Raw genomic sequence first — 21,802 nt, forward strand, 5'->3', positions numbered from 1 at the left:
GGCCTTTCGCCTTTTCTCTGGCTGTTCTCGGCTGGTCCTCGACTGGGCCCGCGGACTCCGGCGCAGAGACCGAGGGCCGGACCCAGGGCAGGTGATCTGCCCCGAGCCCGGCCCAGAGACGTGTGTCGCAGGTCAGCCGGCGGCGCCGAGGTCGACGACCTCGTCCTTCGCAGGGGCCTGCACGTCGAGGGGCTCGTTGAACTCCGAGAAGGTGAAGTGGCCGGGCTCGTCGCCGCCCACGACCTCCAGCTTGAGGATGTAGTGCTTGTCCTCCTCGCTGCCGACCCAGACGGTGGTCTCCTCGCCGTCCTCCTCGGAGACGATCTCGATCGCCGGGGTGCCGTCGAGGTCGGTCTCGCCGACGACCTCGCCCTGGTCCTCTGCCGAGTCGGACTCGTCGTCGTCGAGGTTGTCGAGGAAGTCGTCGAGGTCGCAGATCTCGGTGAAGTCGCCGCCGGGGACCTTCGCCCACTTGTCACCGATCAGCCCGATCAGGGCCTCGGCCTGCTTCTCGCCACCGGGACCCGCGCTCTGGGTCCAGAACTCCTTGGAGCCCTTGAGGTAGGACTCCTGACCGAGCCCGATGATCTCGGCCTCGGCGCCGTCGCTGGTGATGCTGCCGGCGCAGTCACCGGAGGTGGTGAGCCGCAGGTCCAGCGACATCTCGGCGCCGTCGCTGGTGATGGTGCCGGCCATCCGGACCGAGTCGAGCGCCTTCATGTCGGCGATCGCAGCTTCCTGGATCTCCTTCATCGGCTTGTCGGCGAAGCCGTTCTCCGAGGACTTCGACGAGGATTCCCCGGACGAGTCCTTCGACTCCTCGTCGTCGCCGCAGGCGGCCGTGGCAGTGAGCATCACGGCCCCGGCCACGGCTGCGGCCAGGCGGGTACGCCTCTTGTACGTCACGTTGTTCCTCTCAGTTCTGTGGCTTGTCGACCTCAGTGTCTCCTGTGGCCCCTGAGGTCATGCGGGGGGTGATCTCGGCCTCGTGCGCCGGATCCGCGAAACCGCTCCCGGTGCGCCCCCTGCGCTCCTAGGGTGGGTCGACTCTCCAGCGGCGAAGGAAAACCCCGATGTCCACCTCCACGTCGACGTCGGGGCGGCTGTGCGCTGCCCTGGTGTCCGCGCTCCTGCTCCTCACCCTGCCGCTCGCCGCCCCGGGCGCCCGCGCCGACGAACCGGTCCCCGAGCCGTCGGGGCCTTCCGGGCCGATGGTCGTCGGGAACCTCGGTGCCCCGGCGACTGGTGTCACCGGCCGATGGGTCCGCCTCGACGGCGGCTGGACGGTGGTGCGGGACGACGGACGGTTCGCCGTCGCGGCGCCCTCCGCGCCGGCGCGGCTGGTCGTGCTGCAGGAGTACGGCGCGGAGACGTCGCGCCTGCGGATCGAGACGGCACCGACGAACCTCTCGGCCGGGGCCGACCTGGGCGTGCTCGACGTGCCGGTGCTCGAGCCGGTCACCGTGCGGGTGGTCGACGCCGGTGGCCGCGCGGTCCCCGGCGCCGCGGTCACCCACCTGTGGAGCCTGCCGCAGTCCCCGGTGCCGGGTGCGGCGACGTGGGAGCACACCGGGCACGTCCTGTCGCATGGTCTCCCGGTGGAGCGGGCGACCATGGGGGCGTCCCTGACCACCGATGCGTCCGGCGAGGTCAGCCACAGCTTCGCCCGGTCCGCGGACGGCCGGATCCTGTCCGGCTCGGCCTCGTTCACATCCGAGAGGCACCTGCCTACGCACGTGGCGAAGTTGACCGGCGCGCAGCCGCAGCCCGACGGCAGCCTCCTGGTGCGGCTCGCGGACCTGGTGCTCCCCGAGCCGCCGGGTCCGGTCCGCAACCTGCGGGCCACCCCGGGCGATGGCGGGGTGCTCCTGCAGTGGGACCCGCCCGCGGTCGCGGGGACCTGGCGGCACTACGTGGTCACCGACGTCGCCACCGGCGTCGAGCAGAAGGTCATCTCCGAGCACGCACGGGTCGCCGCGCCCAACGGGGTGGCGGGCCGTTTCCGGGTGCGCGCGGTCGGGCTCGGTGGCGAGAGCCCGGAGGCCCTCTCCGCGCCGGTGACGCCGCGACCGCTGCGGGTCCGCCTGGTCGGCCCGCGCGACGGTGCCCTGGTGCGGGGCCCCGCGACGTACCGCGTGGTGTCGTCGCTGCCGCTGGTCTCGCTCGACTGCACGCCACGACGGCCCCAGCGGGTCCGGGTCCGCGGGTGCGCGACGGGGCGGATCACGGTGCGCGCCCAGCGCGTGGCCCGGGTGCGGTTCACGGTGACCGCGCGGGACTCCGTGGGCACCTCGGTGCGCCTGCGTCGGTCCTTCGTCCGACCGGGCTGACCCGTCCCGCCCGCCGCCCGCGGCGGGGAGAGGTCAGTCGTCGGGCTCGTCGTCGGCGCTGCCGAGGTCGACGACCTGGTTCTTGGGCGGCGCCTTCACCTTGAAGGCGTCGTTGAACTCCGAGAACGTGAACTCCCCGGGGTTCTCGCCGTCCTCGACGCGCATCTTGAGGATGTAGTGGCGCCCCTCCTCGGTGCCGACCCAGACCGTCGAGACCTCGGCGTCGTCGTAGATCTTCACCTCCACCGCGGGGGTGTCGGCGACGCTCGTCTCGCCGACGACCTCGGTCTGCGGGTCCGCGGACTCGCTCGCGTCGTCGGGGTCGTCGAGGTCGTCGAGGAACGAGTTGAGGTCGCAGAACTCGTTGAAGTCGCCGCCGGGGATCTTGGCCCACTTGCCTGCGAGCGCCGAGATCAGGGCGTCGGCCTGCTGCCCGGCGTCGTCGCCGGCGCTCTTGCGCCAGAACTCCTCGGTGCCCTTGAGATAGGAGGTGTTGCCGACCCCGATGATCTCGGCGTCCGCGCCGTCGACGGAGACCTTTCCGTCGCAGTCGCCCTGGGCGCTGAGCCGCAGGTCCACCGCCAGCTCCGAGGCGTCGTCGCGCAGCGTGCCGGCCACCCGCACGAACTGCAGGGCGCGCATGTCCTTGACCGCCGCGGCCTGGATCTCCTCCACCGACTTGTCGGCGAAGGCCTCGCTCTCGGAGTCCTCCGAGCCCGAGGCCGACGGGGACGCAGAGGCGTCGGACGCCTCCGAGGCCGACGGGGAGTCCGCGGACGAACCGTCGTCGGAGTCGTCACCGCACGCCGCCACCCCGGTCAGCAACACGGCCCCGGCCACGGCTGCGGCCAGTCTGGTTCGCCTGTTGTACGTCGTCACGTCGTACCTCCTGGGTCCAGGACCGCAGCCGGTCCCGGGTCTGCGAGTGGCGCAGCTGTGGTGCCCTGGGTTCTCCTCAGGCTCTCACGCCGCCCGCCGCCCGTCAGGGCCCGACGCCATGGGTCCTTCGGCACTGGTGCACCTGTATCCCGGGTCGTCGACGGCCCCGGGATACTGGGTCCATGCCCTCCTCGAGCGACCCAGGCCGCACCCGACGGGGCCGCGGGGCGCTGCTCCTGCTGCTCGTGCTGGTGCTGGTGAACGTCCCGACGCTGATCGGCGTGTGGAACCGCCAGCAGGTGGAGCGCTCCGGGGAGGACGTCGCGGCGAAGGTCCTGCAGACCCGGCCCACGGACTCCGGGGTGCTGGTGAGCTTCACCTATCCCAAGGACTCGGGGATCGAGGCGGACACCGCGTACGCCGTCGAGGTGGACCGCGAGACCGGCGAGCGCGCCGGCGAGACGGGCACGCTGAGCGTGCGGGTGCGCCCCGAGAACCCCGCGACGTACGTCGTGGACGGCGAGGTGAGCGACCGCTCCGCGCTGGTGCTGCCGCTCGTCCTCAACGGTCTGGTGCTGCTGATCGCACTGCTGCTGTGGCGGGTGCGCGGGCGGATGCGCCCGGAGCTGGTGCTGCGCGCCGGCGGCGACCTCGAGCCCGGCGAGGCCGAGCCGCTGCTGGAGCGCGTGGCCGGGCTGGAGTACGTCGTGCAGGGCCGGGTCGCCTCGGTGTCGGGCGGCGAGGACGGGGAGGTGCTGCTGGAGGTCGCCGACCGGCGGGTCCGGGTGCTGCTCGACGGGCACGCGAACCCGGTCGAGGTGGGCGCCGACGCCCGGGTGCAGGGGCTCATGGTCGGCTGAGCCCGCGCGCCGCTGACCAGACCGGCTTGCGGGGCACCACCAGACTGGCGCCATGCACACGCTCGCCGACTTCTCCGCCCGCTCCATCGAGGGCCAGGACATCGATCTCGCGGACTACCTCGGCCAGGTGGTCCTGGTCGTCAACACGGCCTCGAAGTGCGGGCTGACCCCGCAGTTCGAGGGTCTGCAGTCGCTCTACGACCGGTTCGGCGAGCAGGGGTTCACCGTGCTCGGCTTCCCCTGCGACCAGTTCCGCGACCAGGAGCTCGACGACGACGCGGAGATCGCGGGGTTCTGCCAGCGCAACTACGGCGTCAGCTTCCCGATGTTCTCCAAGATCGACGTCAACGGCGACGACGCGCACCCGCTCTACCGCTGGCTGCGCGCCGAGCAGAAGGGCGTGCTCAGCGACCGGATCAAGTGGAACTTCACCAAGTTCCTGCTCGACCGGGACGGCACGGTCGTGGCCCGCTACTCGCCCACGACCAAGCCGGAGAAGATCGCCGCGGACATCGAGCGCGCGCTGGGCTGAGACGGCGTACGGCCCAGGAGCACCGGAGTGCGTCCTGGGCCGTACGGCGGGTAGGGCGGGGGTCAGGCGTTGACCGGCTCCCGCTCGTCGAGGTTCATGTGCGGGCGCTCCAGGCTCTCGCCCTCGACGTCCACGTTGGGCAGGATCTTGTCCAGCCAGCTCGGCAGCCACCAGGCCTTCTCGCCGAGCATGTACATCAGCGCCGGGACCAGCGCCATGCGGACCACGAACGCGTCGAGGAACACGGCGACGGCGAGCGCGAAGCCCATCGACTTGATGATCGGCTCGTCGATCAGGATGAAGGCCGCGAAGACCGAGATCATGATCAGGGCCGCCGCGGTCACCACACGGGCGCTGTTGCGGAAGCCGTCGACCACCGCCTCGCGGGTGCTCATGCCGTGCACGTGCGCCTCGCGCATGCGGGTGACCAGGAAGACCTGGTAGTCCATCGCCAGGCCGAACACCAGCCCGATCAGGAAGATCGGCATGAAGCTGACGATCGGCTGGCCCTCCATGATGCCGAACGCGCCCTCCTGGAAGACCGCGACGGTGACGCCGAGGGTGGCGAGCACGGACAGCAGGAAGCCGAACGTCGCGGTGAGCGGCACCAGGATCGAGCGGAAGACCAGCATCAGCAGGATGAACGCGAGGCCGATGACGACGGCCAGGTAGACCGGCAGCGCGTCGTCGAGGCGGTCGGAGACGTCGGTGGTGATCGCGGTCAGGCCGGTGATGCCGATCTCGGCGCCGGTGTCGGACTCGAGGGCGTCCTGGCCGTCGCGCAGCGAGCCCAGCAGGTCCTTGGTGGCCTTGTCCTCGGCGCCGGACTCCGGCGTGATCATCACCTGCGCGCCCGTGGCCGGCTCGGTCACGGCGCCCTTGTCGTCGGTGACCTCGTTGGTGGCGATGATCTGGGCGTTGGCCACGTCGTCCTGGCCGGCGGCCCAGGCGGCGACCTCGCCGAACACCTCGCCGCGCTCCTCGGCGGGCACGTCGCCGGCGTCCACGACCACCAGCAGCGGGGCGTCACGGCCCGGGCCGAACGCCTCGGCGGTCAGGTCGGAGGCCTTGCGGGCGGTGGTGTCGCTCGAGGCGGTGCTGTCGGTCGGGAAGGCGAGGTAGAGCTCCTTCATCGGGATCGCCAGCGCGCCCAGCACGATCACCGAGACCAGGGCGACCGCCCAGGAACGCTTGCCGACGAAGCGGGCCCAGCGCACGCCGTTGTTGACGATCTTGCCGTCGTCCTCGCGGGCGGGGGCGTACTTGCGGACCTGGCCGCCGAAGGCCTTGGACTTCAGCAGGCCGAGGAGCGCCGGCAGCAGTGTGAGCGCGACCAGCACCGCGATGAACACGGTGCTCGCGGCCGCGAGACCCATGGTGGTGAGGAACGGGATGCGGACGACGGCGAGCGCGGCGAGCGCGATGAGGACCGTCAGTCCGGCGAAGACCACCGCGGAGCCGGCGGTGCCGACGGCGACGCCGACCGCCTCCTCGCTGTCGTCGGTGTGGTCGTGCTCGGCGCGGTAGCGGGCCAGGATGAACAGCGCGTAGTCGATGCCGACCGCGAGGCCGATCATCGTGGCGAGCATCGGGGTGGTGGAGCCGATCTCGGTGAACGCGGTCATGGCGGTGACCCCGGCGATGCCGATGCCGATGCCGAACACCGCGGTGAGGATCGGCAGGCCGGCCGCGACCAGCGAGCCGAAGGTGAGGACCAGCACCAGCAGTGCCACGGCGATGCCGACGAGCTCGGAGGTCATGCCGATCTCGAGCATGCCGGTCGAGCCGGAGCCGTTGGCCTCGATCTCGAGACCGTCGACGCGGTGCTCGTCCATGACGTCCCGCAGTGCCTCGATGGTCTCCGGCTCGACGTCGGCGACGGCCTCGACGTCGAACTCGAAGCTGATCTGGCCGACCCGGCCGTCCGGGGACAGCGGCGAGAGCGCCTCGGCGTTGTCCTCCGCGACGTCGCGCGGGGTGCCGGCCTGGGTGGCCTGGTCGACGATCATCTGGCGCTGCTGCTCGGCCGCCTGCACCGGGTTGGCCAGCGGGGCCTTCTCCGGCATCTGCGGCAGCGCGGCCAGGTCCTCGACGAGGTCGTCGACCTCCGCGGCGTACGCCTTGTCGGAGAGGGTGCTGCCCTCCGGGGCTGCGACCACGACGTTGACGGTGGCCTGGTCGAAGGGGTCCTTGGCGCCCGGGAAGAGCTCCGCCTGCATGTCGGCGGCCTTCTCCGAGGGGATGCCCGGGATGGAGAAGGAGTCGCTCATCGGCTTGGACTGGGTGGCCGCGAAGCCGCCGACGGCGACGAGCACGACGAGCCAGCCGACGATGAAGAACGGCCACCGCCGGAAGGCGGTCCTGCCGAGTCGGTACAAGAGGGTGGCCACGGGGGTCTCCTGGAGGAATGGGTGTGGTGCGGGGTGTGCCCGGGAGGGCGGGACGGGCCGAGGCCCGGTGGTCAGGTGGTCAGGTGAAGAGGTCGCGGGCCGCAGCCAGCGTGCGGTCGAACAGGTCGGGGATCGATCGCTCGTCGCCGGCGACGTAGGTCCCGATCGCCGACTCGAAGACGGTGACGAGCAGCCGGACGAGCAGCCGCGCGCGCACGGCGTCGACCCGCCCCTGCTCGCGCTCGACGATCAGGTCGACGAAGCCGCCGACGAACTCCTCGAACCGGTCGATCACCGCCGTGAGCAGGCGCGGCGTCGTGGTGATCAGGTGGGTGATGCGGGCGATGTCCTCGCGGTCCAGCGCGTCGCTCTGGCCGTCGAGCAGCTCGTGGGCGAGCACGGCGAGGTCGTCGACGAGCCGGCCGTGCGGGCCTCCCTCGACGAACCGCGCGCGGGTGTCCTCGGCGATCACGGGTACCGGGCCGAGGACGGCGTCCAGCTTGCCGGGGAAGTAGTTGAACAGCGTGCGGCGCGACAGCGCGGACGCCTCGGCGAGGTCGTCCATGGTGAAGCCGTCGAGACCACGCTCGGCCGTGAGGATCTGGGCGCAGCGCGCGATCCGGATCTCGGTCGCCAGGCGGCGGGCCTCCCGGGTCGAGAGGGCGGGGCTGGTCATGGCGCGATTCTTGCACTATGGCCCAAAGAGTGCAGAAATGTGACGGTGGTCACGGCCCTTGCCTCGGCGGTGGTCGGAGGCGGATCGTGGCCCGATGACCTCTCCTCGCCTGCGCTCCGCCGTCGCCCGAGCGGTGCCGGCACTCACGCTCGTCGTCACGGTGGGTCTCGCGTGCAGCCCGGGGACGGGTGCGGAGTCGGGGCCGGGTGCGGCGGAGGTGGCGCCGCGGGTGTCGGAGTCGGTGGGCGTGGCGCCGGCGGGGGTCCGGCACCGGGTGCTGGCGATCTCGGTCGACGGTCTCGCGCCCGGCGTCGTACGCCGGCTGGGGCCGCAGGGCGCGCCGACGTTCCACCGGCTGCTGCGCCGGGGCGCCTCGACCCTCGAGGCGCGCACCGCTGTCGAGATGACCGTGACCCTGCCCAACCACACGAGCATGCTCACCGGGCGGCGCATCGACGCCGGTCGCGGCGGGCACGGCGTGACCTGGAACGACGACGAATCGGACCGGGTGATCCCGCGTGACGCACGGGGGCGGCGGGTGCAGTCGATCTTCACCCAGGCGCACCGGGCCGGGCTGCGCACGGCGCTCTTCGCGGGCAAGCAGAAGTTCCACACGTTCCCCAACACCTGGCCACGCGCGATCGACCGGGTGCTCGTCGATGACGACCAGGCCCGGCTGGTGCGGGCGGTGCGCCGCGACCTGGTGCGCGGGGGGCGCGCCTTCACCTTCCTGCACCTGCGCGGTCCCGACAGTGCCGGGCACGAGGAGGGCTTCGGCTCCCCGGCGTACGTCGCGGCGGTGCGGGAGGTGGACCGGCAGCTGCGCGGGGTGCTGCGCACGGTGCGCGCCCACCCGCGGCTGCGGCGCGACGTGGTGGTGGTGCTGACCGCCGACCATGGCGGCCGCGGCGACGACGGGCACTACGTGGCGACGCGCGCGGCGAACTTCCGGGTGCCGTTCCTGGTCTGGGGGCGCGACGTGGCCCGCGGCAACCTCTACCGGCTCAGCCCCCGGCGCCAGCACCCAGGCCGGGCCCAGCCGGGCTACGCCCGGCCGCGCCAGCCGGTCCGCAACGGCGACCTCGCCAACCTCGCCGCCGACCTGCTCGGCCTCCCCGCCGTACCCGGCAGCACCATCGGCACCCGCCAGGACCTCCGCGTCCTGCGCTGACCTCCCCCGCGAGTCGGCACGAATGGCGCGCCGAGTCGGCACGAATGGTGCGCCGAGTCGGCACGAATGGTGCGCCGACTCGGCACGAATGGTGCGCCGAGTCGGCACGAATGGTGCGCCGAGTCGGCGCGAATGGCGAAGTTGTCCACAGAAGGCTGTGGAAAAGCTGTGTACAACGCGCGGCCGTGGATCCGCGCGCCAGGTGGCGGCCCCGGGCTGCGGGCATGCGCGGGGTGAGCCCCGGCTTCCCCAGAGTTATCCACAGGTTGTGGAGAGCGCCGCCATGGGCGCCGACTCGCGCAACCACGAGCGCCGACTCGCGCAACCACGAGCGCCGACTCGGCGAGGGAGCAGGGTCAGCCGCGGGCGGCGAGGAGGGCGGCACCGACGATGCCGGCCTCGTTGCGCAGGGTCGCGGGAACGATCTCGGTCTCCAGCTCGAGCAGCGGGAGGAACTCGTCGGCGCGCTTGCTGATCCCGCCGCCGATGACGAAGAGGTCGGGGGAGAAGAGCATCTCCAGGGTGGAGTAGTAGCGCTGGAGCCGCTGCGCCCAGGCCTTCATCGACAGGTCCTCGGCCTTGCGGGCGCTGTTGGCCGCCCGGCTCTCCGCGTCGTGCCCGTCGATCTCGAGGTGTCCGAGCTCGGAGTTGGGGACCAGCACCCCGTCGTGCACCAGCGCCGAGCCGATCCCGGTGCCGAGCGTCGTGACGATCACCAGTCCGCGGCGCCCGCGCGCGGCGCCGTACTCCACCTCGGCGAGGCCGGCGGCGTCGGCGTCGTTGACCACGTGCACCTCTCGCCCGGTCGCCTCGCTGAAGAGCGCGTCGGCGTCGGTGCCGAGCCAGGAGCGGTCGATGTTGGCGGCCGAGTGCACCACCCCGTGTCGTACGACGCCGGGGACCGTCACCCCCACCCGGCCCGTCGCCTCGGGGAACCGCTCGAGCAGGGCGGCGACGGTCGCGGCGACCGCCTCCGGGGTGGAGGGCTTGGGGGTCTCGACGCGGGCGCGCTCGCCGGGCTCACCGGTTGCGAGGTCGACCGGGGCGCACTTGATGCCGCTGCCGCCGAAGTCGATGCCGACCGGCGCTCCCTGGCCGGGGGAGCCCGGGGAGTCCGGGGAGCCTGGAGTGAGTGGGGTGCCCATGAACTCACGGTAGAGCCTGCCTCCACTTGACAGAAACAACCCTCTTGTCAAGCAGGTTGACATTCCCTAGGGTCTTGTCAAGCACGTGGCATGACCGCCGCCACACTCGCGGCCCGATCTCGCAGGAGGCTCCATGACGGTCCAGAGCACCATCCCGCCCGGCTCGACCGAGAAGTGGCGCGACCCCAAGCGCCGCCTGTGGCTCATCGGGCTGGTGGTGCCCTCCCTGGCGTTCGTGGCGTACGCCGGCTGGGGGCTCACCGGCTTCGGCGGGTTCTTCTGGATCGGGCCGATCGTGATCCTCGGGGTGGTCCCGGTGATCGACCTGCTCACCGGCCTGGATCGCTCCAACCCGCCCGACGACGTGATCGAGCAGCTGGAGCAGGACCGCTACTACCGCTGGATCACCTATCTCTTCCTCCCCGTGCAGTACGTCGGCTTCCTCGGCGCGATGTATCTCGTGGCGCGCGGCGACCCTTTCCTCGGTCAGGGCGACCTCGCGACCTGGGAGAAGATCGGCCTGGCGGTCTCGATCGGCTGCATCGGCGGGATCGGCATCAACACCGCCCACGAGCTCGGTCACAAGAAGGAGAGCCACGAGCGCTGGCTGTCCAAGATCGCGCTGGCGCAGAGCTTCTACGGCCACTTCTACATCGAGCACAACCGCGGCCACCACGTGCGGGTCGCGACCCCCGAGGACCCGGCGAGCAGCCGGCTCGGCGAGAGCTTCTACGCGTTCTGGCCGCGCACCGTGCTCGGCTCGCTCAAGAGCGCCTGGCGCCTGGAGAAGCGCCGCTACGCACGGCGCCAGCAGCACCCGTTCCGCCTGGGCAACGACGTCCTCAACGCCTGGGCGATGTCGGTGGTGCTGTGGGCCGCGGTCATGGTCTGGCTCGGTCCGGGCCTGCTGCCCTACCTGGTGATCCAGGCCGTCGTCGGCTTCTCGCTGCTCGAGGTCGTGAACTACCTGGAGCACTACGGGATGCTGCGCCAGAAGGTCGGCGTCGGGAAGCGCGAGCGCTACGAGCGCGTCGACCCCTCGCACTCGTGGAACTCCAACAACATCGCCACCAACGTGCTGCTCTACCACCTCCAGCGCCACAGCGACCACCACGCGAACCCCACCCGGCGCTATCAGACCCTGCGCGACTTCGAGGAGAGCCCGGTGCTTCCGACCGGGTACGCCGGGATGATCGTGCTGGCGCTCGTCCCGCCGCTGTGGCGCCGGGTGATGGACCCCCGGGTGCTCGCGCACGTCGACGGCGACGTCACCCGCGCCAACATCTCCCCGCGCCGCCGCGAGCAGGTGCTCGCGGCGTACCCGCCGCCGGTCGTGGAGACGGTCGACGCGCCGCGCGCCGACGTGACGGCGGTCGATGCCGACGAGGTGCTCGCCGCGGCCTGCCCGAGCTGCGAGTACGTCTACGAGGTCGCCGCGGGCGACGAGCACGAGGGCTTCGCGGCCGGCACCGCGTGGGCCGACATCCCCGCCGACTGGTGCTGCCCGGACTGCGGGGTGCGCGAGAAGGTCGACTTCGTGCCCCGCGAGCGGGCGATGACCGGCTGAGCCGTACGGCGGCCGGGCCGGCGCGGGGGAGCTCTTCCTAGACTGGTGCCATGTCCCTGACCACTCGCGAGCGAGTCCTCGATGCTGCGGTGGTGATGACGACCGAGGAAGGCTGGGCGAAGGTCACCATGGCCCGGCTCGCCGACCGGGTCGGGGTCAGCCGGCAGACGGTGCACAACGAGATGGGCACCAAGGCCGGCCTGGCCGAGGCGATGGTCCAGCGCGAGCTCCAGCGGTTCCTCAGCGAGGTCAGCGCGGCCTTCGACGCGCACCCCGACGACCTGGTCGCCGCGGTGCGCGCGGCCTCCCTCGGCGTGCTCGAGCACGCTCAGGACAACCGGCTGCTGCACGCGGTCGTCTCCGCCACCCACGGCGCGGACACCGAGCTGCTGCCGCTGCTGACCACCCACTCGGCGTCGCTGCTCGCCGGCGCCAAGGCGGTGGTCGCGCTCCGGGTCGCGGCGTACGACGTGGCGCTGGTGCCGGTCGAGCTCGACGCCGGTATCGACATGATCGTCCGGGTCGTGCTCAGCCACGTCATGCAGCCCTCCGGTACGCCCGCCGCCACCGCCGACTCGATCGCGTGGGTCGCCGCGCGGGTGCTGGGCGCCGAGGTGCCGGGCCGTTAGATCTGGGCCGCCGGCTCAGCGCTCGACGCGGATTCCTAGGGCGTCGGCGAGCGCCGGCGCGAGCCGGGAGAGCTGGTCCGGGCTGACGGTCGCGCCGCGCAGGTCGAGCAGCCCGTCGACGACCGCGAGGTCGGCGCCGCGCAGGTCGAGGTCGCTCAGCGTGCTGCCGCGGACGTCGAGCTGCGCCACCCGGGTGTCGGTGAGCCGCACCCGCCGCGCCTTGGCGCTGCTGAGGTCGAGCTCCTCGATCAGGCAGTCGGTGAACGCCACGTCGAGCAACTCGGCGCCGCGCAGGTTGACGAAGCTCAGCTTGCACCCGACGAAGTGCACCGAGCGCCACTGCGACTCGTAGGCCTCCAGAGACCCCAGTCGCCCGCTCACGCGTACGTCGCGCCACTGCCCGCGCGCGGCACGCACGACCGGCATGACGACGCGGTCCAGGTGCACCTCCGAGAGCCGGGCGCCCTTGAGGTCGGTCTCGTCGGCGGAGACGCTGCTCAGCTGGGTGGACGCCAGCACGGCGCCGGTCAGGTCGAGGTGGCGCAGGGTGAGGTCGGCGTACCGCACCGACTCCAGGTCGGCGTTCCGCCGCAGGTCCGCGGGGTCACCCTCGGCGAGGGTGCCGAGCCGGAGGTCGTCGATCTGGGGCGGCCGGGTGGACTTGCGGGCGGGGGGCAACGCGCGCTCCTTGGCAGGGGGTGGCTCAGCGGTGGGTGGGGTCCTGGGGCTCGCTCGGCGCCGGCGGGCGGGCGGCAAGGAGGGCCGGGTTCATGCGGATCGCGTCGTTCACGCCGTACCGCACGGCGAGCCGGATGATCCAGAACACCGCCCAGACGCAGGCGAGGGCGAAGACGGCGGTGAAGAGCGGGAGGGCGAGGGTGAAGAGCGGGAGGTCGAGGGTCTCGGACACCGGCCAAGAGTAGGTGCGGGCGGCCTGCGCACCTCTTTTCCCGGCCGCGGGCCATGGCGGTCGCGCCGGTGCCGGCGCTAGCGTCACGGGGATGGTGACCTACCGCTTCCTCGACGGCTTGGGAGAGACGCTGCTCGAGCGCGAGTTCGTCGACCACGCCGCGGCTCTTGGCTGGGCCGCCGAGGAGGACGAGCTCGACGAGGACGTGCAACGGGTCGAGTACCGCGGGCCGGATGGTGACTGGCGGTGGGCCGGGCCGTTGTTGGGGTGAGGTGGTACTGCGTTCGCGGTGAGATGACTCCAGGAAGTGCAGTATCGCGTCGCCCGGATCTCGGCGGAATGGGCTCGATCCTTCCAAGCGACCGTGGTGGCGGCCTACGCGCACATCCTCACTCGACGTTCGTGGCGACTCATGGCCAAGCGATCTGGCACCTGCGCGGGGCCTGGTCGCGTTTCAGTTCGGCGCGTCCGTCTCCATGCCCTCACCAGTGTCGTGGTCTTCGACGACTTCCACCCCGACTCCGTCGACGACTTTGATCAGTGCAAGAAGTTGTTCGGCGACCGCATCCTCGGTCGCGCCGCGCTCGGCTCCAAGGGGGAGACCAAGCGGAACGAGTACATCTCGACCGTCGGTGGGCCGCGGATAGTTCTCGATTCCGGCGGCCGTCATTGCTTCGGACAACAGTGAGACGTCCTGCGCGGTCTTTGATTGTGCTTGCGCGAACAAGGGGCCAGGCCCGTAGTGCCCCCATTGGGTCAGCCAGATACCCACCCAAAGCTTGTTTCCTTTCGGGGTCGTGACGTATCTGCCTGGGCCGGCGTCGCTACTTCCGTTCTTGGTCTTACCGGTCGAGGTTCGGTTGGCGACCGTACGAACCAAGTCCGTCAGCGCCGATAGTTGTCGGCCAACACGCTGAGGTAGGTCTCCGGGCACTGGGGGCACCCACCCTGTACGAGTCCGCCACTCCACGAGACCCCGAACCTGGGCTAGCTCTGAATCGGCATCGATGTCGCCGAACTTTGTGACAGCAGCCTGCAAACGGTTGAGCAGCGACTCCCAGGACGCCACGACAAGGACGTGCCCGGAGTGAGGAAGTGGCATCGAAGCCTGCCCGCCGTCGACCGCATCTGGTGTCAGAAGCGGCGCGGACGACGCGCCTCCGAGATTGACCGATACTGTGTTCCACACGTTTTGCATCCGGTCCATCGGGACCAGGAACACCAACGCTGCCTGAGCGCCCGTTGCGAGTTTTGCTGAATAGGCGCCACTGATCTGAGCAAGCGTCAGGTCAGCGTCAAACTTGGCTTCGAGGACCATTCGCACGCCCAGGGCGTCTGCTGCCACCATGTCCGGCCGCCCCTTGGTGCTCGGATCGATGTCTTGACCGGTGAAGACCAAGGCGTCTGTGATGACCCCGGGACAAACCTCCGCTATTAGGTCTGCGATGGCGGAAGCCGCCGCTTTCGACGTGGAGCACAAGTGCACTAAGGCGTCCGTGGCCACCGGCTCGGGCTGCAGGCCTCGAGAGGCCACGATCTGTGCGAGAAGTCCACCCATGTTCGGATGGTGCCACCTGCCGACGCGTGCCGCTCGGCCTTCGCCCATGGCGCCCACCAAATCGGGGGCGGACCCTGGAGCATCGCCGGGAAGTTTGAGCTTGTTCGCGAGGATGGTCGCTGAAGTGCTGGCCGTGACGAGGTCGGACTCGGCCAGCTTGTGTTGCTGCCAGCCCAGAGTGGGTGGATTGGCGTCTTCCCGAGCACCGGCCGGGCGCTTTCGACTCGCGCAGAAGTGTCGGTGGTCACTGCTTGACTAGACCTCAGTCGACGCAGGGAGACGACCGTGAGCATGCAGGCGGTGGCGGAGCACCCGGTGAGCCGGTGCGTGGCCGAGATGGCCGCGTCGCTGGCGGCCGTGCGCGACGTCGACGCGGCGTACCTGCCCGCCGCGGCGCACCGTGACGCGCTGGTCGAGCTCACCCGGCTCAGCGGCCAGCTCGAGGAGCTGCGGATGAGGGTCATCGACGCCGCCGGCGGTCCCGGTGGGCTGGCGCAGGACGACGGGGCGCGCACGGCGGCGGCCTGGCTGGCCTCGCGCACGTTGACCGGGTACGGCGCCGCGCGGCGGGCCGAGCTGCTGGCCTCGGCGGTCTCGCAGCGCTGGGGGCGGGTGGGAGAGGCGCTGGCCGACGGTCGCATGCGCGTCGAGCAGGCCCACGTCATCGTGAAGGCGCTCGACGACCTGCCGACCGACGAGGTGGACGCCGACGTGCTCGACCGTGCGGAGGCCCACCTGGTGGCGCTCGCGGAGACCTACGAGCCGCGCAAGCTCGAGCTGCTCGCCAGCCGCATCCTCGAGGTGGTGGCCCCCGAGCACTACGACGAGCTCGAGCGCCAGGCCCTGGAGCGCGCCCAGCGGCGCGCCAACAACGCCACCCGTCTCACCATCCACCCCCGCGGCGACGGTGCGAGCGACGTCAAGGCCCGGGTCCCCGACGCGGTCGCCTCACGCCTGCGCACCCTGCTGGAGGCCTGGGCCTCGCCGCGGCACGCCGGGTCCAGCGGCGACATCAGTGGACGCGACCCGGCCACCGGCGCGCGGCTGACCCAGGAACGCCTCATGGGCCTGGCCTTCTGCTCCCTGCTGGAGTCCGTCGACCCGGCGCGGCTTCCCGTCCACGGTGGCGCGTCCACCCAGATCGTCATCACCATCGACCTGGAGGCCCTGCGCAGCGGCCTCGGGCACGGCACCCTTGCGACCAGCGGCGACCGCGAGACCCCGGTCAGCGTCGGGGAGGTACGCCGCCTCGCCTGTCACGCCGGGATCGTCCCGGCCGTGCTCGGCAGCCGCAGCGAGGTGCTTGACCTCGGTCGCAGCAGCCGGCTCTTCAGCCCCGCCCAACGCCGGGCCGCGCTCCTGCGCCGCCACACCTGTGCCGGTGAGGGCTGCACGATCCCGGCCACCTGGTGCGAGGCCCATCACCGCCGCGACCCCTGGTCCCGCGGCGGCACGACCGACCTCGACGACCTCGAGTTCCTGTGCCTGTGGCACCACCAGCGCGCCCACGACCCGACGTACACCACCGAACGGCTGGCCAGCGGCGACGTACGGTTCGCGCGGCGGACGTGAGGTCTCGGCGGCTACCGTCGGATGCCAACACAGCATGGGTCGGACGGGGGTACGACGATGGGACTGCGGCAGACACTCGCCGCCGGCGGCATGGCCGGCGTGCTGGCCTTGGCCGCAGCGTGCGCGGAGTCGCCGTCCGAGAGCCCCGAGGGCTCCGGGCCGCCCGCGGCCGAGCGCGGATCGGGGTCCGCACCCACCGTCGACGACCAGGATCCGAAGAGCCCCGACACCTCCGCGGCCTCCACCGCGGACAACCCGTTCGCCGAGTACGCCGTGGAGCGGCCCGGTCCGCTGCGCGAGCGGCTGCTCTCCGCCGACATCCTGATCTCCACCGAGGAGACGATCCCGCGCGAGACGGTGCAGCGGATCCGCCGGCTGCCGGGCGTGACGGCGGTGGAGCCGTTGTCGGTGGCGCTGGTGAGCGTCGAGGACCGGGTGCTGTCGGTGGCCGCGGTCGACGCGGCGGGCTATCGCCGCTTCACCGGGCTCGCGACCGCGGAGGAGCAGGCGGTCTGGGACCGGGTGGCCGGCGGCGAGATCGCGGTGCGCCCGGCACTGCAGGCGCGGCTGCCCCTCGACGAGCAGGACTTCGTGCGCCTCGGCAGCGAGGAGGGCTCGCCCAGCGCCCACGTCGGGGCGTGGGCGCCGCAGGTGCCGACGATCGATGCGGTGGTCAACGAGCGCTGGGCCGAGGAGCTCGGCATGGAGCCGGGCAACGCCCTCGTGGTCTCCACGACGATCACCGCCCCGCAGGCGATCCGCGGGCCGGTCAAGCGGATCCTCGGCGCCAACGCCTCCGTGCAGCTCCTCGACATCGCGACCCGCCTCGGCCTGGACCCCGACGCCGTACAGACAGCGGTCGTGGTCGGCACCGTCGCCGACGCGGTCGGGTCCTTCAGCTACCGCACTCTCGGCGGCGGCCGGATCGCGCCCGACCCGGCCTGGGTGGCCAGCCACATCAGCACCGAGGCGGTGCCGATCCTCGGGACGATGACCTGCAACCGGGCGATCTTCCCCCAGCTGCGCGCGGCGCTCGAGGAGGTCGTGGCCAGCGGGTTGGCGGGCGAGATCCACCCCGAGGAGTACGCCGGGTGCTACTACCCCCGCTTCATCGCCGGCACGACGACGCTGTCCAACCACTCCTTCGGCCTCGCCTTCGACATCAACGTCCCCGGCAACCAGCGCGGCACCGCCGGCGAGCTGCACCGCGGCGTCGTCGCGATCTTCCAGAAGTGGGGCTTCGCCTGGGGCGGCGACTGGCGCTGGACCGACCCGATGCACTTCGAGCTCGCCCGGCTGGTCGACCCGGATTGAGCGTCGCGGGCGCTCCGGCTGGGTAGCGTGCGTCACATGCGAGCCGTCCAGGTCATCACCACCACCGGTCCCACCGACATCGAGCTGCGCGACGTACCCGAGCCGAAGGCCGGGCCCGGGGAGGTGCTCGTCGACGTGCACAGCGTCGGGGTCTCCTTCCCCGACCTGCTGCTGAGCCGCGGGGAGTACCAGCTGCGCCCCGAGCCGCCGTTCACCCTCGGCGTCGACTTCGCGGGCACCGTGGCCGCGCTCGGCCCGGGCGCGGAGGAGCGTTTCGCGGTCGGTGACCGGGTCGCCGGGGTGGGCGGGTACGGCGGCGCGGCCGAGCAGGTCGTCAACCCGGTGGACTTCACCTTCGCGCTCCCCGAGGCGCTGTCGTACGACGAGGGCGCGGCGCTGCCGATGAACTACCTCACCGCCCAGTTCGCCCTCGACGAGCGGGCCGGGCTGCGCGCCGGGGAGACGGTGCTGGTGCACGGCGCCGCCGGCGGGGTCGGTACGGCGACCCTCCAGGTGGCCCGCGGGATGGGCGCCCGCACGATCGCGGTGGTCAGCACCCCCGAGAAGGGCGACTTCGCCCGGGCGGCGGGCGCCGACGACGTGGTGCTGCTCGAGGGGTTCCGGGAGGCGGTAGGCGAGCTGACCGGGGGACGCGGCGTCGACGTCGTGCTCGACCCGGTGGGCGGCGACGCCTTCACCGACTCGCTGCGGGTGCTCGCGCCGCTCGGGCGGCTCCTGGTCGTCGGGTTCGCCTCCGGCCAGGGGATCCCGCAGGTGAAGGTCAACCGGCTGCTGCTCAACAACGTCGACGTCCGCGGCGTCGGCTGGGGCGCCTACGCGATGGCGCGCGCGGGCTACCTGCAGCAGCAGTGGGCGGCGCTGGTGCCGATGATCGCCAGCGGCGCGGTGCGCCCGCCGGTGGGCACGACGTACCCGCTCGAGGACTTCGGGCGCGCGCTCATCGACATGGACGAGCGGCGCACGCTGGGCAAGTCGGTCGTGCGCGTCCGCTGAGCCCCGGGCGCGCCGAGCCCCCGGTCGACTGAGTCAGGTCCGCGGCCCGCCCCCGTGGCGGCCGGTTCAGGTCGGGCGGGGCAGGATTGCGCCATGAGCATCGACGACATCACCCGCCAGGCCGGCCACATCATCCTCGACGGCATCACCGCCGCCGACGTGGAGACGGGCGAGGCCATGGAGGCCGCGTTCGGCAAGCTGCTCGAGATCGAGGCCATCGAGGTCACGATGGACGAGGAGGAGGGCGAGCTCGAGCTCGACATCTCCCCGCTCATGGGCGGCGTGCTCGCCGTCGTGCGCGAGCTCGTCGACGAGGTCGCCCGCCGCGACGGCTCCAGCGTCGAGGACGTCCTCGCGCTGATGCGCGGTCGCCTCGACGCGATCGAGCGCGCCGAGCCGCACGACCACGACCACGGCCACGAGGGCCACCAGCACTGAGCGACCACCAGCACTGAGCGACCCGAGCGACCGGCCCCCGGCGATGTGTCGGGGGCCGCGGCTATCGTCGTCGGGGTGAGCATCCTCGACGACGCCCGCCCGGGCATGAACCCCGACATCCGGCCCCAGGACGACCTCTTCGGCCACGTCAACGGACGCTGGCTGGAGGAGACCGAGATCCCTGCGGACCGCTCGAGCTGGGGGCCGTTCGTGCAGCTGGCCGACGCGGCCGAGACCCACGTGCGCGAGATCATCGAGCACCTCGCCGCCGGCGGCGCCCCGAGCGCCGCTGACGCCAGCGCGGCCGAGGACGCCCGCAAGATCGGCGACCTGTTCGCCTCCTTCATGGACACCGAGCGCATCGACGCCCTCGGTCTCGCCCCGGCCCAGCCGCTGCTCGATGCCGTCGCCTCGCTGCGCGAGGTCCGCGACGTCGCCCCGCTGCTCGGCGAGCTGGAGCGCCTCGGCGGGCACGGCCTGTTCGGCTCCTACGTCAGCACCGACGCTCGCAACTCCGAGCGCTACCTGTTCCACCTCAGCCAGGGCGGCCTGGGCCTCCCCGATGAGTCCTACTACCGCGAGGACAAGTTCGCCGAGATCCGCGCGACGTACGTCGACTACCTCACCCGGCTGCTGAGCCTTGCCGGCCACGCCGACCCCGAGGGCGCCGCGCGCACCACCCTCGAGCTCGACACCCGGCTGGCCGCCGGCCACTGGGAGCGCGCCGAGACCCGCGACGTGCAGAAGACCTACAACCTGCTCGGCGAGGCCGAGCTCAAGGAGCTCTGCCCGGCGTTCGACTGGGACTCCTACATCACCAACCTCGGCGGTGACGACCAGACGGTCGCCGAGGTGATCGTGCGCCAGCCGTCGTTCTTCGCCCACCTCTCCGGTCTGCTCAGCGAGGTCCCGCTCGCCGACTGGCAGGCCTGGCTGACCACCCGGGTGCTGCGCTCGGTCGCGCCGTACCTCACCGACGACTTCGTCGAGACCAACTTCGACTTCTACGGCCGCACCCTCAACGGCACCCCCGAGCTGCGCGCGCGCTGGAAGCGCGGCGTCTCGCTCGTCGAGGGCGCGGTGGGCGAGGCCGTGGGCCGCGAGTACGTCGCGCGCCACTTCCCGCCGCGCGCCAAGGCGATGATGGACGAGCTGGTCGCCAACCTGATCGAGGCCTACCGCCGCTCGATCACCGAGCTCGACTGGATGACCGAGGAGACCAAGCAGCGGGCCTTCGCCAAGCTCGACACCTTCCGGCCCAAGATCGGCTACCCCGAGAAGTTCCGCGACTACAGCGCGCTCACGGTGACCCGCGACGACCTGCTCGGCAACGTCGCGGCGGTCTCCGCGTTCGAGACCGACCGCCAGCTGGCCAAGATCGGCAGCCCCGTCGACCGCGACGAGTGGTTCATGCTCCCGCAGACCGTCAACGCCTACTACAACCCCGGCACCAACGAGATCTGCTTCCCCGCCGGCATCCTGCAGAAGCCGTTCTTCAGCCCCGACGCCCACCCCGCGGAGAACTACGGCGGCATCGGCGCGGTCATCGGCCACGAGATCGGCCACGGCTTCGACGACCAGGGCGCGCAGTACGACCCGCTGGGCAACCTCGAGGACTGGTGGACCCCCGCCGACAAGGCCGCGTTCGAGGTCAAGACCAAGGCGCTCATCGAGCAGTACGACGGGTTCTCCCCGCGCAGCCTGCCCGGCGAGAAGGTCAACGGCGCGCTGACCGTCGGGGAGAACATCGGCGACCTCGGTGGCCTGACCATCGCGCACCGCGCCTACCTGATCTCCCAGGGCGGCAGCGCCTCGGTGGAGGACCGGCGCACGCTGTTCTCCAACTGGGCCTTCGTGTGGCGCACCAAGCGCCGCCGCGAGCAGGAGCAGCAGTACCTCACCGTCGACCCGCACAGCCCGCCGGAGTTCCGCGCCAACATCGTGCGCAACCTCGACGAGTTCCACGAGGTGTTCGAGACCCGTCCTGGGGACGGCCTGTGGCTCGAGCCCGAGGCGCGGGTGCGCATCTGGTGAGCCGCGGCTCCCCGGGCCTGCGAGGCGGGACGCAGCCGGCGCACACCCAGCGCCAGGCCGTCCGCTTCGACTGGGGTCTGCCCGGGGCGCTCGCCCAGGACACCGACGTGACGGTGGTGGTGGACGTGCTCTCGTTCACCACCACGCTCACCCTCGCGCTCGAGCACGGGATCGAGGTCTTTCCGTTCGGCTCGAACGACCTGCGCGCGACCAACTATGCGCTGACCCGCGGCGCCATGCTGGCGGTCGGGCGGGGGCGGGCGCTGCCCGGTGAGGTCAGCCTGTCGCCGAGCTCGCTGTCCAGCGCCGATCTCGGCATGCACCGGCTGGTGCTGCCCTCCCCGAACGGCTCCTCGATCTGCTTCGCCCTGGCCGCCGCCCGGCCGGGCAGCACCGTCCTCGCCGCCTCGCTGCGCAACGCTGACGCGGTCGCCGACGCGGTGCGCGAGGAGGTGGCGGCCGGGCGCACGGTGACCCTCGTCGCGGCCGGCGAGCGCTGGCCGGACCGCTCGCTGCGCCCCGCGGTCGAGGACCTCTGGGGTGCGGGGGCCGTGCTGCGGAAGCTGACCGCGCGCGGGGTGGACGACCTCAGCGTCGAGGCGCGCGTCGCGGCCTCGGCGTACGACGCGGTGGCGGGCACGCTGCGCCGTGACCTGCTCGACTGCGCGAGCGGGCGCGAGCTCTGCGACCGGGGCTTCGCCCGCGACGTCGAGATCGCCGCCGGCACCGGCAGCCGCGTGGTCCCCCGGCTGCGCGGCGAGTCCTTCGCCCCCTGAGCCCCGG

Annotated in this window: 21 protein-coding genes; 13 read left to right on the forward strand and 8 right to left on the reverse strand. The window is 71.9% G+C overall.

Annotated features, from left to right (window positions below):
* Positions 1-132: 132 nt before the first annotated feature.
* A complete protein-coding gene (locus GFH29_RS00180; protein WP_153321500.1) occupies positions 133-906 on the reverse strand; it encodes a hypothetical protein in 774 nt (257 codons plus the stop codon).
* Between the two features lie 167 nt (positions 907-1,073).
* On the opposite strand from GFH29_RS00180, the gene GFH29_RS00185 reads away from it, so the two are divergent.
* The gene (locus tag GFH29_RS00185; RefSeq protein WP_153321501.1) at positions 1,074-2,330 is read left to right on the forward strand and encodes a hypothetical protein; all 1,257 of its coding nucleotides are present in this window, start codon (positions 1,074-1,076) and stop codon (positions 2,328-2,330) included.
* Between the two features lie 33 nt (positions 2,331-2,363).
* Here GFH29_RS00185 and GFH29_RS00190 read toward each other — a convergent pair whose 3' ends face one another.
* On the reverse strand, positions 2,364-3,170 hold the full coding sequence (locus GFH29_RS00190) for a hypothetical protein (RefSeq protein ID WP_153321502.1): 807 nt from the start codon (positions 3,168-3,170) through the stop codon (positions 2,364-2,366).
* Positions 3,171-3,391: 221 nt separating this feature from the next.
* Here GFH29_RS00190 and GFH29_RS00195 point away from each other — a divergent pair, with 221 nt between their 5' ends.
* Both GFH29_RS00195 and GFH29_RS00200 read left to right on the forward strand, forming a co-directional pair.
* Complete coding sequence (locus tag GFH29_RS00195) at positions 3,392-4,069, forward strand: hypothetical protein (protein ID WP_153321503.1); 678 nt, start codon at positions 3,392-3,394, stop codon at positions 4,067-4,069.
* Between the two features lie 52 nt (positions 4,070-4,121).
* Positions 4,122-4,601, forward strand: a complete 480-nt coding sequence (locus GFH29_RS00200; RefSeq protein ID WP_153321504.1) for a glutathione peroxidase — start codon at positions 4,122-4,124, stop codon at positions 4,599-4,601.
* Between the two features lie 62 nt (positions 4,602-4,663).
* Here the strand turns inward: GFH29_RS00200 and GFH29_RS00205 are convergent, their stop codons facing one another.
* Complete coding sequence (locus tag GFH29_RS00205; RefSeq protein WP_153321505.1) at positions 4,664-6,991, reverse strand: MMPL family transporter; 2,328 nt, start codon at positions 6,989-6,991, stop codon at positions 4,664-4,666.
* Positions 6,992-7,070: 79 nt separating this feature from the next.
* On the reverse strand, positions 7,071-7,667 hold the full coding sequence (locus GFH29_RS00210) for a TetR/AcrR family transcriptional regulator (protein WP_153321506.1): 597 nt from the start codon (positions 7,665-7,667) through the stop codon (positions 7,071-7,073).
* Between the two features lie 94 nt (positions 7,668-7,761).
* Here GFH29_RS00210 and GFH29_RS00215 point away from each other — a divergent pair, with 94 nt between their 5' ends.
* Positions 7,762-8,838 carry an alkaline phosphatase family protein gene (locus GFH29_RS00215; RefSeq protein ID WP_153321507.1) on the forward strand — a complete coding sequence of 359 codons (1,077 nt, stop codon included), beginning with the start codon at positions 7,762-7,764 and terminating at the stop codon, positions 8,836-8,838.
* 356 nt (positions 8,839-9,194) lie between these two features.
* Here the strand turns inward: GFH29_RS00215 and ppgK are convergent, their stop codons facing one another.
* Positions 9,195-9,983, reverse strand: a complete 789-nt coding sequence (gene ppgK, locus GFH29_RS00220; protein ID WP_153321508.1) for a polyphosphate--glucose phosphotransferase — start codon at positions 9,981-9,983, stop codon at positions 9,195-9,197.
* 133 nt (positions 9,984-10,116) lie between these two features.
* Between ppgK and GFH29_RS20855 the strand changes: the two genes are divergently transcribed.
* Positions 10,117-11,550 (forward strand): fatty acid desaturase, encoded by a 1,434-nt coding sequence (locus tag GFH29_RS20855; RefSeq protein WP_153321509.1) that lies wholly within the window; start codon positions 10,117-10,119, stop codon positions 11,548-11,550.
* Positions 11,551-11,600: 50 nt separating this feature from the next.
* Positions 11,601-12,179 (forward strand): TetR/AcrR family transcriptional regulator, encoded by a 579-nt coding sequence (locus GFH29_RS00230; RefSeq protein ID WP_153321510.1) that lies wholly within the window; start codon positions 11,601-11,603, stop codon positions 12,177-12,179.
* A 15-nt stretch (positions 12,180-12,194) separates the two neighbouring features.
* On the opposite strand, the gene GFH29_RS00235 is transcribed toward GFH29_RS00230, so the two are convergent.
* Both GFH29_RS00235 and GFH29_RS00240 read right to left on the reverse strand, forming a co-directional pair.
* On the reverse strand, positions 12,195-12,857 hold the full coding sequence (locus tag GFH29_RS00235) for a pentapeptide repeat-containing protein (RefSeq protein ID WP_194289046.1): 663 nt from the start codon (positions 12,855-12,857) through the stop codon (positions 12,195-12,197).
* 25 nt (positions 12,858-12,882) lie between these two features.
* Positions 12,883-13,089, reverse strand: a complete 207-nt coding sequence (locus tag GFH29_RS00240) for a hypothetical protein (protein ID WP_153321512.1) — start codon at positions 13,087-13,089, stop codon at positions 12,883-12,885.
* A gap of 91 nt (positions 13,090-13,180) precedes the next feature.
* Between GFH29_RS00240 and GFH29_RS00245 the strand changes: the two genes are divergently transcribed.
* On the forward strand, positions 13,181-13,360 hold the full coding sequence (locus GFH29_RS00245) for a hypothetical protein (RefSeq protein WP_153321513.1): 180 nt from the start codon (positions 13,181-13,183) through the stop codon (positions 13,358-13,360).
* Between the two features lie 183 nt (positions 13,361-13,543).
* Here GFH29_RS00245 and GFH29_RS00250 read toward each other — a convergent pair whose 3' ends face one another.
* Complete coding sequence (locus tag GFH29_RS00250; protein WP_153321514.1) at positions 13,544-14,647, reverse strand: hypothetical protein; 1,104 nt, start codon at positions 14,645-14,647, stop codon at positions 13,544-13,546.
* A 291-nt stretch (positions 14,648-14,938) separates the two neighbouring features.
* Here GFH29_RS00250 and GFH29_RS00255 point away from each other — a divergent pair, with 291 nt between their 5' ends.
* From GFH29_RS00255 to GFH29_RS00280, 6 genes are all read left to right on the forward strand, one after another.
* Entirely contained in the window at positions 14,939-16,219 is a 1,281-nt protein-coding gene (locus GFH29_RS00255) for an HNH endonuclease signature motif containing protein (protein ID WP_228387921.1), read from the forward strand.
* 57 nt (positions 16,220-16,276) lie between these two features.
* Positions 16,277-17,533, forward strand: coding sequence for a M15 family metallopeptidase (locus tag GFH29_RS00260; protein ID WP_153321516.1), 1,257 nt, complete (start codon positions 16,277-16,279; stop codon positions 17,531-17,533).
* A gap of 36 nt (positions 17,534-17,569) precedes the next feature.
* Positions 17,570-18,547, forward strand: coding sequence for an NADPH:quinone oxidoreductase family protein (locus GFH29_RS00265; protein WP_153321517.1), 978 nt, complete (start codon positions 17,570-17,572; stop codon positions 18,545-18,547).
* Positions 18,548-18,640: 93 nt separating this feature from the next.
* Positions 18,641-18,985 (forward strand): hypothetical protein, encoded by a 345-nt coding sequence (locus GFH29_RS00270; protein ID WP_153321518.1) that lies wholly within the window; start codon positions 18,641-18,643, stop codon positions 18,983-18,985.
* A 75-nt stretch (positions 18,986-19,060) separates the two neighbouring features.
* Positions 19,061-21,019, forward strand: a complete 1,959-nt coding sequence (locus GFH29_RS00275; protein WP_153321519.1) for a M13 family metallopeptidase — start codon at positions 19,061-19,063, stop codon at positions 21,017-21,019.
* Positions 21,016-21,795 carry a 2-phosphosulfolactate phosphatase gene (locus tag GFH29_RS00280; protein ID WP_228387664.1) on the forward strand — a complete coding sequence of 260 codons (780 nt, stop codon included), beginning with the start codon at positions 21,016-21,018 and terminating at the stop codon, positions 21,793-21,795. Before GFH29_RS00275 ends, GFH29_RS00280 begins: the two co-directional genes overlap by 4 nt.
* The last annotated feature ends 7 nt before the right edge of the window (positions 21,796-21,802 follow it).

This window comes from Nocardioides sp. dk884, from assembly GCF_009557055.1.
In the GTDB taxonomy this organism is placed as follows: Bacteria; Actinomycetota; Actinomycetes; order Propionibacteriales; family Nocardioidaceae; genus Nocardioides.

Excerpts from the sequence above, each read along its gene's own strand:
- GFH29_RS00270 (WP_153321518.1), top strand. The coding sequence starts at position 18,641 with ATGAGCATCGACGACATCACCCGCCAGGCCGGCCACATCATCCTCGAC.
- GFH29_RS00255 (WP_228387921.1), top strand. The coding sequence starts at position 14,939 with ATGCAGGCGGTGGCGGAGCACCCGGTGAGCCGGTGCGTGGCCGAGATG.
- GFH29_RS00210 (WP_153321506.1), bottom strand. The coding sequence starts at position 7,667 with ATGACCAGCCCCGCCCTCTCGACCCGGGAGGCCCGCCGCCTGGCGACC.
- ppgK (WP_153321508.1), bottom strand. The coding sequence starts at position 9,983 with ATGGGCACCCCACTCACTCCAGGCTCCCCGGACTCCCCGGGCTCCCCC.
- GFH29_RS20855 (WP_153321509.1), top strand. The coding sequence starts at position 10,117 with ATGACGGTCCAGAGCACCATCCCGCCCGGCTCGACCGAGAAGTGGCGC.
- GFH29_RS00230 (WP_153321510.1), top strand. The coding sequence starts at position 11,601 with ATGTCCCTGACCACTCGCGAGCGAGTCCTCGATGCTGCGGTGGTGATG.
- GFH29_RS00250 (WP_153321514.1), bottom strand. The coding sequence starts at position 14,647 with ATGGGTGGACTTCTCGCACAGATCGTGGCCTCTCGAGGCCTGCAGCCC.
- GFH29_RS00200 (WP_153321504.1), top strand. The coding sequence starts at position 4,122 with ATGCACACGCTCGCCGACTTCTCCGCCCGCTCCATCGAGGGCCAGGAC.
- GFH29_RS00245 (WP_153321513.1), top strand. The coding sequence starts at position 13,181 with ATGGTGACCTACCGCTTCCTCGACGGCTTGGGAGAGACGCTGCTCGAG.
- GFH29_RS00260 (WP_153321516.1), top strand. The coding sequence starts at position 16,277 with ATGGGACTGCGGCAGACACTCGCCGCCGGCGGCATGGCCGGCGTGCTG.
- GFH29_RS00215 (WP_153321507.1), top strand. The coding sequence starts at position 7,762 with ATGACCTCTCCTCGCCTGCGCTCCGCCGTCGCCCGAGCGGTGCCGGCA.
- GFH29_RS00185 (WP_153321501.1), top strand. The coding sequence starts at position 1,074 with ATGTCCACCTCCACGTCGACGTCGGGGCGGCTGTGCGCTGCCCTGGTG.
- GFH29_RS00195 (WP_153321503.1), top strand. The coding sequence starts at position 3,392 with ATGCCCTCCTCGAGCGACCCAGGCCGCACCCGACGGGGCCGCGGGGCG.
- GFH29_RS00265 (WP_153321517.1), top strand. The coding sequence starts at position 17,570 with ATGCGAGCCGTCCAGGTCATCACCACCACCGGTCCCACCGACATCGAG.